This is a genomic window from Paenibacillus methanolicus (assembly GCF_008124765.1).
Classification (GTDB): Bacteria; Bacillota; Bacilli; order Paenibacillales; family Paenibacillaceae; genus Paenibacillus_Z; species Paenibacillus_Z methanolicus.
The window spans coordinates 1-13,732 of sequence record NZ_VNHS01000019.1 but is presented as its reverse complement, the minus strand read 5'-3'; the positions used below and the strand labels follow the sequence as shown (position 1 = coordinate 13,732).

9 protein-coding genes, 15 tRNA genes and 1 rRNA gene are annotated in these 13,732 nt (G+C 57.0%); 3 read left to right on the top strand and 22 right to left on the bottom strand.

Annotation, left to right across the window (positions count from 1 at the left end; translation table 11 throughout):
* Positions 1-291 precede the first annotated feature (291 nt).
* The 3 genes from BCM02_RS33155 (at position 292) to BCM02_RS33145 (ending at position 3,094) form a co-directional block, all read left to right on the top strand.
* Entirely contained in the window at positions 292-1,611 is a 1,320-nt protein-coding gene (locus tag BCM02_RS33155; RefSeq protein WP_148933406.1) for a helix-turn-helix transcriptional regulator, read from the top strand.
* Positions 1,586-2,455, top strand: coding sequence for a WYL domain-containing protein (locus tag BCM02_RS33150; RefSeq protein WP_148933405.1), 870 nt, complete (start codon positions 1,586-1,588; stop codon positions 2,453-2,455). Before BCM02_RS33155 ends, BCM02_RS33150 begins: the two co-directional genes overlap by 26 nt.
* 162 nt (positions 2,456-2,617) lie before the next feature.
* Positions 2,618-3,094, top strand: a complete 477-nt coding sequence (locus BCM02_RS33145) for a cupin domain-containing protein (RefSeq protein WP_148933404.1) — start codon at positions 2,618-2,620, stop codon at positions 3,092-3,094.
* A gap of 163 nt (positions 3,095-3,257) precedes the next feature.
* Here the strand turns inward: BCM02_RS33145 and BCM02_RS33140 are convergent, their stop codons facing one another.
* The 22 genes from BCM02_RS33140 to BCM02_RS33035 all read right to left on the bottom strand — a co-directional run.
* Positions 3,258-4,262: an aromatic acid exporter family protein gene (locus BCM02_RS33140; protein ID WP_148933403.1), complete on the bottom strand. Its 1,005-nt coding sequence runs from the start codon at positions 4,260-4,262 to the stop codon at positions 3,258-3,260.
* 432 nt (positions 4,263-4,694) lie between these two features.
* The gene (locus tag BCM02_RS33135) at positions 4,695-4,913 is read right to left on the bottom strand and encodes a hypothetical protein (RefSeq protein WP_148933402.1); all 219 of its coding nucleotides are present in this window, start codon (positions 4,911-4,913) and stop codon (positions 4,695-4,697) included.
* Positions 4,914-4,967: 54 nt separating this feature from the next.
* The gene (locus BCM02_RS33130; protein ID WP_246183669.1) at positions 4,968-5,522 is read right to left on the bottom strand and encodes an RNA 2'-phosphotransferase; all 555 of its coding nucleotides are present in this window, start codon (positions 5,520-5,522) and stop codon (positions 4,968-4,970) included.
* 257 nt (positions 5,523-5,779) lie between these two features.
* Positions 5,780-7,501: an AAA family ATPase gene (locus tag BCM02_RS33125; RefSeq protein WP_246183668.1), complete on the bottom strand. Its 1,722-nt coding sequence runs from the start codon at positions 7,499-7,501 to the stop codon at positions 5,780-5,782.
* 20 nt (positions 7,502-7,521) lie between these two features.
* The gene (locus BCM02_RS33120) at positions 7,522-8,943 is read right to left on the bottom strand and encodes an RtcB family protein (RefSeq protein ID WP_148933400.1); all 1,422 of its coding nucleotides are present in this window, start codon (positions 8,941-8,943) and stop codon (positions 7,522-7,524) included.
* Between the two features lie 905 nt (positions 8,944-9,848).
* Complete coding sequence (locus BCM02_RS33115; RefSeq protein WP_148933455.1) at positions 9,849-10,970, bottom strand: slipin family protein; 1,122 nt, start codon at positions 10,968-10,970, stop codon at positions 9,849-9,851.
* Positions 10,971-12,041: 1,071 nt separating this feature from the next.
* A tRNA-Gly gene (locus tag BCM02_RS33110) sits at positions 12,042-12,115 on the bottom strand.
* Between the two features lie 8 nt (positions 12,116-12,123).
* A tRNA-Pro gene (locus BCM02_RS33105) sits at positions 12,124-12,200 on the bottom strand.
* Positions 12,201-12,208: 8 nt separating this feature from the next.
* Positions 12,209-12,285 (bottom strand) — tRNA-Arg (locus BCM02_RS33100).
* Positions 12,286-12,291: 6 nt separating this feature from the next.
* Positions 12,292-12,366, bottom strand: a tRNA-Gly gene (locus BCM02_RS33095).
* A gap of 4 nt (positions 12,367-12,370) precedes the next feature.
* Positions 12,371-12,457, bottom strand: a tRNA-Leu gene (locus tag BCM02_RS33090).
* Between the two features lie 9 nt (positions 12,458-12,466).
* Positions 12,467-12,552 (bottom strand) — tRNA-Leu (locus BCM02_RS33085).
* 15 nt (positions 12,553-12,567) lie between these two features.
* Positions 12,568-12,640 (bottom strand) — tRNA-Lys (locus BCM02_RS33080).
* A 122-nt stretch (positions 12,641-12,762) separates the two neighbouring features.
* A tRNA-Tyr gene (locus BCM02_RS33075) sits at positions 12,763-12,848 on the bottom strand.
* 7 nt (positions 12,849-12,855) lie between these two features.
* Positions 12,856-12,931: transfer RNA gene (locus tag BCM02_RS33070), tRNA-Thr, on the bottom strand.
* 23 nt (positions 12,932-12,954) lie between these two features.
* A tRNA-Asp gene (locus tag BCM02_RS33065) sits at positions 12,955-13,031 on the bottom strand.
* A gap of 10 nt (positions 13,032-13,041) precedes the next feature.
* A tRNA-Met gene (locus BCM02_RS33060) sits at positions 13,042-13,118 on the bottom strand.
* Positions 13,119-13,135: 17 nt separating this feature from the next.
* A tRNA-Val gene (locus BCM02_RS33055) sits at positions 13,136-13,211 on the bottom strand.
* Positions 13,212-13,220: 9 nt separating this feature from the next.
* Positions 13,221-13,295 (bottom strand) — tRNA-Glu (locus BCM02_RS33050).
* A gap of 12 nt (positions 13,296-13,307) precedes the next feature.
* A tRNA-Ser gene (locus BCM02_RS33045) sits at positions 13,308-13,398 on the bottom strand.
* A gap of 6 nt (positions 13,399-13,404) precedes the next feature.
* Positions 13,405-13,480 (bottom strand) — tRNA-Asn (locus BCM02_RS33040).
* Between the two features lie 161 nt (positions 13,481-13,641).
* A 23S ribosomal RNA gene (locus tag BCM02_RS33035) occupies positions 13,642-13,732 on the bottom strand; the annotation flags it as partial.

Genomic DNA, 13,732 nt, shown 5'->3' with positions numbered 1-13,732 from the left:
GTTCCACTCCCACATCATCGCCGATACACGCCAGCGCGAACATGGCGAAAGTATGGCGAGGGCAAAATAGCCCGCTATTCCGCTCCGCCTCATGCCCGGCTGCCAATAGCGCACCTAGCCTGCTATTTCGCTCCCTTACGTCCGCACGTCCATCCGCACGTCCTTCCTCACGCACGCTACGCCGACCTCCTGCACCCTACGCTTGAAAAATGTTCCCGTATCCCTTCCCCCTCCGCCTTGCTACAATGGAATATAGTTGAAAGTCTGTTCAGAAACGGGGACGCGATCGGCATGGCACGCGAAAGCTTCGATAAAGAAATCCAATTCCTCCGCATGCTGGTATTAACCAGCGGCGCGTACAGCCGTCAGCAGTTCGCCGACCGGCTCGGCATCTCCATCCATACGTTCGACAAGACGATACGCAAGCTCAAAGCTGTCGTCAGCGCCGTGCACGAGCGGCTGCCGGCCGAGCAGGGCAAGGAATTCGCCGAGACGCTGCGCTATTCGTACTACGAGTCCGCCGACCCGCTCCTGCTGTTCCTCTACCGGGCCAAGTCCGTTAAGGAGACCGAGAGCTATCGGCTCACCCTGATCGTCGCCGAGCTGGAATCGCGTCCGCTGACCGCCCTGGAGCTGCTCGATCTGTGCTGCGCCGGGCTGCCCGAGGAGCTGGCGCTGCCGGATGAGAAGACGATCCGCAGCGACCTGAAGTATTTGGAGGAAGCCGGCGTCATCGTGCGCGTAGGAACCGCCCGCCCGTACCGCTATCGGCTGTATACGGAGCTATTGACCGCGCTGTCGGACGAGGAATTGATCGATCTGTACGATTTCGTCGACGTCATGGCCAACACGCAGGTGCCGTCCGTGCAGGGCTATTTGCTGCGCGACAGCTTGAAGAAAGCGATCCGCCGGCAGGGCAAGGAACTAGCCGAGCCGTTCCTGTACAAGTACCATTACTACTCCCGGATTTTGGACGAAGCGCATCTGAATCTGCTGCTGCAGGCGATCGCCGCGCGCCGCACGATTTCGTTCCTGTACTTCTCCCCGAAGGCGGGCAAAAGCTACGGTTCCCAGAACACCAACCCGCTGTTCGCCCGGGAGAGCGAAGGCAAGGAAGCGCGCGTGCTGCCGCTGCGCGTCGTCTACGACCATCAGTATGGCCGCTGGTATTTGCTCGCCCACAGCGCCAAGCAGCGCGTCGCCAAATTCCGGCTCGAAGGCATGACCCAGATCGAGGAAGGCGATCCCGTCGAAGAGGCGGATTTCGCGGCCAAGCTCGCCTTGCTGGATTTGCGCACGCAGCAGAGCTGGCTCGTCGATACCGGCTATCCGGTCACCGTGCGCGCGCGCTTCTACAATCCGGAGGAGGCCTCGAGAAATTTCATCAAAGATCGGGTGCGGCTGCAGGGGCAATGGGGCGTCATTACGGAGGAGGACGCGACGTCGTTCGTCTACGAGATTACGGTCAACGGAATGACGGAAATCAAGCCGTGGCTGCGCAGTTTCGGCTCCAGCTGCGAGGTGCTCGCGCCCAAGCGGCTGCGGGAGGAATTCATCGCCGAATGGAAGGAGATCCAGCGGTACTATGAATCTGTTCGAGAAGATGTTTAATTACCAGGTGATGGCGAAGCTCGGCGAGAGCGGCACCGTCGCGCTGACGCGCCACGAGCGGGCTTGGCTGAAGTCGATGCTGACTCATCCGGCGGCCGAATCCGCCCTGGCGCCCGAGACGCGCGAGAAGCTCGTCGCGATTCTGGCCGATGAACCGGATGCCGGCTATCTCGGCGGCTTGCAGGAGAAGGCGCGCAGCGTCGAGCGGCAGGTGCATCATCCGCTGCTTCGTCCATTGCGCCGCATCATCGCCGCCAAGAAAGGGATGCGCATTACGTATACCCTGCGCAACGGCAGCGTCCAGCGCAACGTGCGAGGCTTTCCCTACAAGCTCGAGTATTCTATGGTGAAGCGCGAATGGTACGTGCTGTGGATGCATCTGAGACGACGAGCCTGGATGGCAACCAAGCTGAGCAACATCATGCTGGTCGAATACAGCGCGATGTCCGAGGAGGCGGCGGAGGCCAATCTGGCGCGCATCTCCACGGTGCTCGCAGATCGTAAGAACCAGCTCACCCTTGCGGTCGTGCCTGCCTATAATCGCGAGCTGTCCCGGATCCTCTATGCGCTCTCCTGCTTCGAGAAGGAGGTCGAATACGACGAGCTGTCGGACACGTACCAGATTCAGCTGGAGTTTTCCGGCGACGACAGCGACTACGTCCTCTCCAAAATCCGTTTTCTCGGCATGCGGGTCATTATCGTCGAGGGCGCCTACCATCAGAGGCGCATGTACGAATCCGCGACGAAAGCGCTAGTCCGGTACGGCGTGACGGATGATGCCGACAGCCAACCGAGCGACCCCGCGGAAGTGTCGGAGACGGCCGGCGAGAAAGACGCGGGGTAATGCGGGAGCGGGAGCGGGAGCGGCAGGAAATGCCAAACGGTCGCGCAGGTTGCGAATCCCCCAGTTCCCAGCGCCATAAAAAGTTGCATTTCGCCGGCGGATTGACTATCGTTACAGCATAACGTTGTACTTCATTCTCATTACCGGACAGGAGAGAAAACCATGACTACCCCTTATCGTTCGCCGCTCATCGAGACGCTCGGCCTGCAGCCCCATGTCGAGGGCGGCTGGTACCGCGAGCTGTGGAAGGCGTCCTTCGACATCCCGAAGGAGGTGCTCGGCGGCCAATATTCCGGCTCCCGCCCGGCCGCGACGTCGATCTACTTCCTGCTGCATCCGGACGAAATGTCCGACTGGCACGTCGTCCTCTCGGACGAGCTGTGGCTGTACCACTCCGGCAGCCCGCTCTTGCTCACGCTCGGCGGCACCGGCGATTCCCCGTCCGAAGAGACGCAGGAATTCGTGCTCGGCCTGGACATCGAGAACGGCCAGCAGCCGCAGGTGCTCATTCCCGCCAACGTCTGGCAGAAAGCGAAGCCGCTCGGCAACGAGCCGGTGCTCGTCTCCTGCGTCGTCGCGCCAGGCTTCCACTACGACGACTTCACGCTCATCTCGCGGGACGAAGCGAAGAGCGAATAGTCTTCGTCACCGGCATGCGATTCCTGCAAAAAGCACGCGTCAAGACGGCCTTTGCGCCATCTCACGCGTGCTTTTTCCTTATCTGTGCGTTGTAGACCCTACTATATTTCATTCCGTTACCGGAATTCATATGCTCTGATGATACAGCAGCCAACCAACCGCCCTAACGCTCGCCTGCCGTCCGCCTCTTCAGCCGAATAGCCGGTTCCCCGTTATAGGCGCCCGGACCGCTGCGGATCGTCTCCACGAATCGTTGCAGCTCGTTAGCGAACACGAACAGATTGGCCCGGTTCTCGAACGCCTCCCGCGTCTCCGGCAGCGGCAGCAGCTTGTGATACTCTCGAATGCCGCACAGCATGTCGTGCAGCCGCGACGCTTCGCCGCGATTGTCGAGGTTTTGGCTCAACAGCTCGACGAATTCGCCCAGCCGCCGTCCCTGTTCGATCGTCGTGTTGATCCGCGAGATGAACGGCAGCATCCGCTCCAGCAGATCATACTGGCGCTGCTTATGTTCGAAATAATCCGAGTAACTGAGGCCCTTCTTCCGCCGGCGGCTGTTCTCCGCGTCCAACGCGGCCATCCGCTTTCCTTTGCGCAGCGTATCGGCAAGCTCGAGCACTTCCTTGCCGTTCCAGACTGCGTCATTGTCCTTAAGATAAACCGCGATTTCGTGTAAAATCCGGCTCGTTAACCGGTCCGTTTCCCGCCGGTAGCTCTCGATTTCCTTGTCGATGCTCGGCATGTACCAATTAATGATGAGCGCCACGCCCAGTCCGATCGCCACGACCATCAGCTCGTTAAGCACGAACGCGTCGTCCACGTAACCGTGCATATACACATGCATCACGACGACGATGCTGCTCGCAATCCCCTCCTGTACGCCGAGCCAGACGCAGAACGGAATAAACGTCATCAACAGAACGAGGAACGCATACGGATGATAGCCAAGGATTTGAAACAGCATCGCGGCGTAGAACATCCCCGATACGCATGCCATCGCGCGGCTCACCGCCGCCGAATACGACTGCTTCCGCGACTTCTGGATACACAGCAGCGTCAATATGCCGGCCGCCGAGAAATATTCGAGCCCCAGCAACTGCGCGATCCAAACCGATACGCAGACGCCGAGCGCCGTCTTCATCGTCCGAAACCCGATGCCAATCTTCATTGCGCTCACCTAATTCCTTATGTTGTAAATCCTCTTAGTTTCCCCATCATACTCCCCTCTTCGGCTTCATGCAAACGACCCGCTTCCTGCAAGCGCCAACATCTGCTACGATCATTTATACGCGGGAAACTTATAAATTCATAGTATTCAAAAAAAGCGCTGCCCGCCGGCAGCGCTTTTGCTTTGTCTATAATATTTCAGCCTATTAGACCTTTCCGTCAACGCTCTGTCGTCGTAACCGACCGCGCAAGTTTCTGCTTGATCCATAAAGTCGCCGCGGATAAGCCTTCCTGCCCACGCTGCTCCCTTTTCTACCGGGGAGTCATAGCTGGTAATCCGACATCGCGTCTACGTCGTCCATCATCGACACATTGAAGCTTCCCGTCCACGCCGCTTTCTCTCTAGCGAAGTACTAAGCCGACGCGCGTCTGCCTAGTCCATAATAATTCGGCCCGTATAAGTCGGTTTTTTCTTCGTCGGCGCCATGACCGGTGCGGCCGGAGCATGCGGGTACGGCTTCCCGTCAGCCTCGCTTCTCCATCCGTTCGTCGCTTCCTTCGCGGTCCGGCCGTAACCGTCTTCCCGCGCGCCGCCCGGCATGCCATCGTGTCCGGCACGCCATTCCAGCGTTGCCGCTTGCGTATAGTTCAAGTGAAACACCTCGTTTTTATATAATCGCTTCATTCTTCTATATCAAGTCCGATCTCACGGACCGTCTTCGTTCAACACGTCCGCCGGCACGTGGTCTGCCAGCCATACCTCGTTCCCCGCCCGATAGAACGTCACGCCGGCTTGCGCGGCTTGCGCCGTATCGACTCGAAGCATCACCAGCTCGCCCCGCCGTCGACCGGCCAGCTCGGCGAACGACTTGCCTTCGGACAAATGAACGTACTGCCTGCCCATCGCGCGTAGGCCATCCTGTTTGATTTGCGCCAGCGCCTTCCGGTTCGTCCCATGGTAAAGGATCGCCGGCGGCGGAGCCGCTTCATAAGCGACTCGTTCGTAACTATGACCATACCGTGCTCGTATGCGCCCATCCCGCAGCTCGAACCGCTGCTTCTCGCACGCGCGGACAACCTCGGCGATGTCCTCCATCGTCACGCCAGCCCATGACGGCAGCCGCATCAGCGCGTTCAACAGCGCATCCGCTTGGCAAGACCCGTCCGCCGGATCCAGCCGGAGTCCGAACTCGTCCGGCGCGTGCCGCAGCATTTTGGTCATCATTTTGCTCAGCCGCTGCCGTTCCTGAGCGTTCTTCACGGTACTCGCTCCTTTTTCACCGGACGCGCCGGTTTCCGCATTCATGCAGGAATCTGATCTGTCGCGTTTACACACGCACCCTTCTGGCTTATACTCGCCTAACCGGGCGACCGCGCAGTACCTCTCGTTTCCATCATCGTACTATTTTCTGCCATGTCGCAAATTACGCACCGCTGCTCGCGAACTCCGTCACGCATCGGTCATCAACCTTCTTCGCGCTACTTCGCCGGTCTCGACCGAGTCTTGCAAGCTCCAGCCTATATCGCCATAAACCCAACCCGCTGCGTCCCCGGATCCTGGAACCATTCCTGCGTCCGTCCTTTATGCAAATCGCCCTTCAGCCGTTTCGCCAGCAGCGGCAGATTGACCGCCTTCTCCTCGTACCACACCATCGCGGCCGAGACATATAGCTCGTTCAGCTGGGCGAACGTGAAGCCTTCCGTCATGCCGACCAGTTCCTTCAGCTCTTCCTCGCCGGCGAGCATTCCGAACCCTTTGCGGCGCATATATACATCCCGCAGCTCCGCGTCCGGCAGTTTGATTTCATATGCGCGGTCGAACCGCCCCGCCCGGTTCATGAGCGCCGGATCGATCCGCTCAGGGTAGTTCGTCGTGCCGATCAGGAAGATCCCTTCCTTCGACGTCGCCCCGTCCAGCGTATTCAGGAAATACGACCGCGCCCGCTCCGGCATGGCGTCCATATCCTCGACGACGAGAATCATCGGCGCGAGCGACGCCGCAGCCTCGAATACCTCTTGAATCGTGTCGCTGCACGTATGCTCCGTGATTTGCCAATACGCCACCGGTGCCTGCACGCTGCCCGCGATCGATTTCACGAGCGTCGTCTTGCCGTTGCCCGGCTTGCCATAGAGCAGAATGCCGCGTTTATAAGGTACCCCGAACGTCTCGTAAAAGCTGCGGTCTTCCGAGAAGAACCGGTCGATCGAGCGGTAAATATCCTTCTTCACGTCATCGTGCATAACCACTTCTTCGCGCTGAACCATCGTCGTGATCGACTCGAGCTTCTTCTCCGTACCGTGCGGACGATCCGTGAACACCGTCACCTGAGAGCGGTCCAGCTCTCTGCGCCGCGTGCGGCAGTGCTCCAGGAAAGCGAGCAGCCGCGTCTCGTCCGCCGCGAATACGCAATCCTCGTATCCGATGCCATGCGGACGCATAACGGGTACGCGCGCCAACGCCACGCCCCATGCCGTATAAGCGAACACGTTGTTTTGCAGACTTCGATAGACGCTCCAGCTGCCTTCCCGGTAATCGAACGCGCTCGTTTCTACCGATGCATAGATCCGTGCGATCCGCTCCGCTTCGCCGTCGCGGAGCTGCAAGTCCTGCTTCAGCTGCTCCCAATATTCTTTGTTGCCATCCTCGTCGGCGTATAGCTCGAAGTTCTCGCCATAGCGCTCCGCAAGCAACCGCCGGATACCCATGATGGCGTCGCTGTAACTTTCGAAAGCGGAAACTACCCGCTCGGCGAGCTCTTCATCAGCAGAGATGATCGTCTCGACCCCCGCGCGGGCATGCTCATCATCGCGACGCGTCGGCATCGTTTCTGCCGCCCCATGCTCGCCAGTTGCGCATTGCTCCGCCCAGTTAATCGCTGCGTCTGTTGCGCGCTCCTCACCGTCTCGATGCATTGGGCCGAGTTCATCGCTATACTTCGTCCGGATGGCTAGCGTCGAAAGTGGATTACCCATTGTATCCTGCGCCGCCCCTTTACCCGCTGCGTCAATCGTGCGCTCCGCACCGTCTCGATGCATTTGGCCGAGTTCATCGCTATGCTTCGTCCGCGCGGCTCCCGTCGCCTGTAGTGTATCCATCATATCCAGCGCCGTCCGGTCTACTGCTGCGTCTACCTCGCCAGCAGCGCTTTCCGTGCCTTCCTTCGGTTCCTTGGCGACCGTTGCCTCCATCCGTTCCAATCGGGCACCTTCGCTCGCCATTCTTGCCGCTTGCTTCGGCATCCATTCATTCCCTCTTACGATCATGAAGCCCCTTTCACCGTCGCAAGCGGCTTGCATTTGGCGACCACTTGGGCCAGCCCTGCGCCAACGACGCTGTCGATAATCTGGTCGACATCCTTATAAGCTTGCGGAGACTCATCCAGGATCGTCTCCAGCGATCTTTGGTTGACGACGATCTCCTCATCCGTCCCTACGCGCATCGCCGAGGCGAACGCGTCCACCGTAACCAGCCGCTTCGTCGCGCTCCGCGAACGGATGCGTCCTGCACCGTGGCATATCGAATAGTAATTAGCAGCTCCGCCGCTCGCTCCCACCATCAAGTAAGATGCGGTTCCCATCGAGCCGGGGATCAGCGCCGGATGGCCGGTCGTCGCATAAGGCGCGGGATTATCCGGGTGACCGGCCGGCAGCGCCCGCGTCGCGCCTTTCCGATGGACGAAATAATCCGTCTCGCCGTGCCGCTCTTCCCACGCATAGTTGTGCATCAGATCGTACAGCGTCTTCGTCTCGAACTTTGACCCGAACACGTCCTTGCACGCCTCGCGCACGCCGTACGCGATCAGATGCCGGTTCACGACCGCGTAATTAAGCGCCGAATACATCAGGTTCACGTACGTCTGCGCCACCGGGTGGGCCAACTCCGCGTATACCAGCTTCGGATCAGCCGTACCGTACCCAGCCGCTTTCATCATCTTCGCCATGTCGCTCGTATTGTACTGGCTAACCGCGCCGCCCCATGCCCGCGAGCCGGAGTGAATCATGATGACGACCTGGCCATCGAACAATCCCCACTGTTCGGCGATGTCGTGGTTCTCTTCCGCGATCTCGATCGCCTGCAGCTCCACGAAATGATTCCCGCCGCCCAGCGTCCCAAGCTGCCGATGCGACCGGTGCCAGATGATGTCCGGGAACTTGTTCAGCGCCTCTTCGTCCAAATAAAACCGGCTGCTCTCCACATGCGTCAGCGATGTCGCCTTGCGCGGCGTATAGCCGTCCGGGATGTACTTCTTCGGCAAGCCGTGCAGCCCTTTCTGCACCACATGCTCCAGCCGGATGTCCGAGAAATGCCCTCTGGCATGCTCCTCGACCGGCAAATATTTCTCGATCGTCCGCACAAGCTTCCGCCGCAGCTTGACGTCCTGCACGTCTTCCCGCGTCAGGTTCGTCACATGTACCCGCATGCCGCACCCGATATCGCTCCCGACGATGGATGGTGAGACATAGCCGTTCTTCGACTCCCACACCGCCGTCGTGCCAATACACGTTCCGACCCCGACATGCACGTCGGGCGTATAGCTCATGTACGCCTGGTTCGGAATTTGCAAATTGTTGTTCGCCATTTCGAACACTTTATAATCTAAAGCTCCGTACAGCTCATCACCCGCGTATACATGTACCGTCCCCGCCGGAAGCTGCACCTGCCTGTAAAACGTCTGTTCCATCTGTTCGTAACCTCTCGTTCTTTCTCCAAATTGTCGCGTTGCCGCGCTTGTTTTCTTCCGCCATGCTGCCGTATGCAGCCCCACCGTTCATCCCGTTCACAACGAACATGTTCTTCACTCCTCCGCGTAATTTACGTGCTTTGTCTATCCTGCCGCAGTCCGTTCGCTAGTCTCTGTTCATGCTCCGCCGCGCGTACAGCCAACCCCGTTCAATGTCTTCTTCTCCTCCACAACCGCTGCACTGCTCTCGCAAAACAATCTCGCCAGCTTCCATAACTTCCAGCGTCTGAGCAATACCCCGTCGGTCAGGATCATCGTTTCGTTTGCTAGACGACACGTCGAGCCAGTTCATTTACTTCGTCCCAAATCGACACCTCGACGCAGCTCGTTCCCTTCGTTCCTAGTCCGATACATCGACGCAACTTGTTCCCTTCGTACCTAGTCCGATACATCGGTGCGGCTCGTTCCCTTCGTTCCTAGTCCGATACATCGGTGCAGCGCGTTCCCTTCGTTCATGATAACCGTGCTCTATTCGTCAATCATCCGCGCCCATTTCGAGCGGCTTCCGATCCCATCCACCTATTTCCTTCCTGATCCCCACGTCCGTCCGCCAAATTTGCGCGCAAAAAAGCCACGGACATTCATTGTCCGTGGCTTTCGTACGCAACCATCGCTTACCCTCATACGACGCGATAATCGCGCGCAATCGAGGGTCCGCTAGATGCAAAAAGTCCGTGGAGACCAATGAAATGTGTTATTCGCTTGTGCGGTTGTTTTCATGCGAGTAAGTGTCATCATGTTCATCAGCCTCCCTTCGTGTAATTAGGTTAATCTTAAATGCAGCCCCTAAGAACTGTCAACTGGGCAAAATCATTATAGTTGTTCTTGCCCAATTGAGTCCGATCCTACCTGCTGTCCGCTTCGCCCATTCGGGAGCCGAGCAGCGCGTCAAGACGCTCCGGCAAGTTGCTGCCGCCCGAGAGCGAGATCGTTCCGATTTTCTCGCAAATCTTCTCCAGAAACTCCAGCTCCTTCAACCGGTAGAGCGTGCGATTCTCGTCCATCAACTTCGCCGTATTGAGCAAACTACGGGTCGAAGACGTCTCCTCCCGGCGCGTAATGAGGTTGGCCTGCGCCTTCTTCTCCGCCAGCAGCACGGTGTTGAGGATATCCCGAATCTCGCCTGGCAAAATGATATCCTTTACGCCCGCCGACAAGAACCGCAGTCCATATTCCCCGCTCTTCTCGTTCAGCCTCGTCAACACGAACGCTGCGACTTCCTGCTTCGTCCGGAGGAGATCGTCCAGCTTCAGCGTCCCCACATATTGCCGCAGCACCAGCTGAAGCTCGATGTGCAGCTGCTCCTCGAACCCCTTGATATCTAGTAAACGAATGGGGTCGACGATCCGATACTGGCATACGAAATTAAGCCGAAGCGTAATTTTGTCTTCCGTCATCATTTCCTGTCCCGTCAGATCCATCTGCTGCTGCCGCATATCGACGGTCCGCACCACGGTTTGGACAGAACCGCGCCAGAAGTAATACCTGCCCGGCACCAACTCTCGCTGCAGCAAGTTGTCGTAAAACAAAAACCCTCGTTCATGGCTTGCCACGTCCTGTACCTGCACATGCACGCCGAGCTTCGATACGATCGTACGATCGATTTCGCCGCCAAGCTCTGGCTGCCGAATATCCGCTCGCACGAACCGATGCTCGCGCAATCCCTTCCAGAACGCATATCGCCCTGGCCGGAGCACGGCCTTGAACTGTTCATTCTCGTAATGCAAGACCAGCTCATGATCGCGCACATTGATGATTTCTAGCTCCTGAAAAAGCTCCGGGTCATGAAGGAACGACTCCAATGCATAACCTTCTACCTGAAAACCTTCCGTTGCCTTCACGACAACGATCTGCTCGCCTCTCCATTTCGAGTACCGCACGACGCCGGACTTCGCCATTTTTATATAGTGCCCGTCGCGGAATACCAATCCGCGCTCCTCGGGTTTCAAAACATGTTTGTTAAACATCATCGCGTTTCTCTCCTTCGTGACGGTATAGCGCGGAGATTTCCCGGCAACCTCGGCGGGGCCTTGCTTAAGGAACGGTCAGCGCTCACTCGGTCTTCCTCGTGCTTGCGCCTCAACAGCCTCACTGCCCTGCTGATAAACCAAGCTCCTCTAGGCAACCTCATGAACGTCTTTTCCGCTTCCGGTATCCGCAAGCCGCTGGCCTCGGTCCCCGTGCCTCGCCTCTCGGGCAGGCTGGAAATCTCTCGCTATCCCTTTCAGTTAATTAGCCGATTTGGAATATCGGTAGCATAGTACCACTCTCGCTCCACAGCGATCGGGAATCGAACCCAGTTAAAACAACGATACCAAGCGACAGCATACTTCGACCCAATCGGGCAAAGCACTGCGGAAGGATTTCGACCTTCCCGCCCCGGTTCGCTTGCACCTCTGCTTCTCTTTCATTGTCGCTCGATTAGCTCTGGCTGAACATGGCAAAAGTATGGCGAACTTCAAGGAAAACAGCCTGATTTACTAAAAAACTCGACTAGCATACGAACTGACCAGGCTTTGAACCATAGCTAATGGGGTAGCGAGCAGCATAGTGGTTTAAGACTTACTTCCGGGCAAGACGTGTCGCCAACCATCGTTTCTACCGTCCAACTGCTCCGTTACAACTTGAGAACCCTTCCCTACTCGTTCGATCACAACCGAAAAAGGCAGCCCAGGATTTCCTGAACTGCCTCACCGTATCGCAATAGCGCGTATTGTCCTCACTCCAGCTTATAAACTTTCACAGCCGCACTGTCTCGTTCCAACTGATCCTGTTGCCGGTTGCTTTTGTTCCTCGGTCACTCGAACATTCCGTTACCCTATTACTTCTGTGATTCCGCGTTTGTTTCCATTGCTCCTGTTCCCCAGTACTTCAGATACTCGTTTGTTCTTACTAGCTTATTTCCATGTCACTTCTGTCTGTCGCACTTCTCTCATTCACTCCGACAGACTCCAGTTTCTCCAATCGCCTTGATTTGTCGATAAAAGTCCAAATATAACAAAAAAACTCTCTGCATCGCAGAGAGTTGGATTTAAGTATGGAGCGGGTGATGGGAATCGAACCCACGCTACCAGCTTGGAAGGCTGGAGTTCTACCATTGAACTACACCCGCAATAAAGATGGTCGGGATGACACGATTTGAACATGCGACCCCCTGGTCCCAAACCAGGTGCTCTACCAAGCTGAGCTACATCCCGTAATAAAATGGCGCGCCCTGAGAGATTCGAACTCCCGGCCTTTTGATTCGTAGTCAAACGCTCTATCCAGCTGAGCTAAGGGCGCGCATTATGGAGCGGAAGACGGGAATCGAACCCGCGACCCTCGCCTTGGCAAGGCGATGCTCTACCGCTGAGCCACTTCCGCATAATGGTGCGGTCAAGAGGACTTGAACCTCCACGTCATTGCTGACACTAGAACCTGAATCTAGCGCGTCTGCCAATTCCGCCATGACCGCATAATAAGATGGTGCGGTTGATGGGACTCGAACCCATACACCCAGTGGGCACTACCCCCTCAAGATAGCGTGTCTGCCAATTCCACCACAACCGCATATGAAGATAAAAGTGAGCCATGTAGGACTCGAACCTACGACACCCTGATTAAAAGTCAGGTGCTCTACCAACTGAGCTAATGGCTCATACAAAGGCTGGCTCTAGGTAGGTAACTTATGCTTTGAGGAAGCATAATCCCGTTCCTTACCGCTTGGCCATGTATCGAACAAGCCATTGCCAGTAATGCCTAAGATGCCGTTTTTAAAACTGGTGGAGGATGATGGATTCGAACCACCGAACTCTCACGAGAACAGATTTACAGTCTGCTGCGTTTGGCCACTTCGCTAATCCTCCATGAATCTGGTGCCGCCGAGAGGACTTGAACCCCCAACCTACTGATTACAAGTCAGTTGCTCTACCAGTTGAGCTACAGCGGCATATGAAGTTGTAAAGGTTATAATGGCGGAGCCGACGGGATTCGAACCCGCGGTCTCCTGCGTGACAGGCAGGCATGTTAGGCCTCTACACCACGGCTCCACATTATAATTGGTTGCGGGGGCAGGATTTGAACCTGCGGCCTTCGGGTTATGAGCCCGACGAGCTACCGAGCTGCTCCACCCCGCGTCATTAGAAATCATATATGGTGGAGGCTGACGGGATCGAACCGCCGACCCTCTGCTTGTAAGGCAGATGCTCTCCCAGCTGAGCTAAGCCTCCATATAAAAGTGGTGACCCGTAGGGGATTCGAACCCCTGTTACCTCCGTGAAAGGGAGGTGTCTTAACCCCTTGACCAACGGGCCTTGAAAATAATCTGGCGGAGAGCGAGAGATTCGAACTCTCGATACGCGGTTAGCGTATACACGATTTCCAATCGTGCTCCTTCGACCACTCGGACAGCTCTCCGTGAAATGGCTCCCCGAACAGGACTCGAACCTGTGACAACTCGATTAACAGTCGAGTGCTCTACCAACTGAGCTATCAGGGAACGTAACTAAGTTGCAATTGGTGGAGCCAAGCGGGTTCAAACCGCTGACCTCCTGCTTGCAAGGCAGGCACTCTCCCAGCTGAGCTAAAAGCCATCAGCTATTAGTTGCACCTTGAAAACTGGATACGAAACTTACATCTTCTTCAGCTGGTTTAATCTTTTAGGATAAGCCCTCGACCGATTAGTATTCGTCAGCTGCACGCATTGCTGCGCTTCCACCTCGAACCTATCAACCTGGTCGTCTTCCAGGGG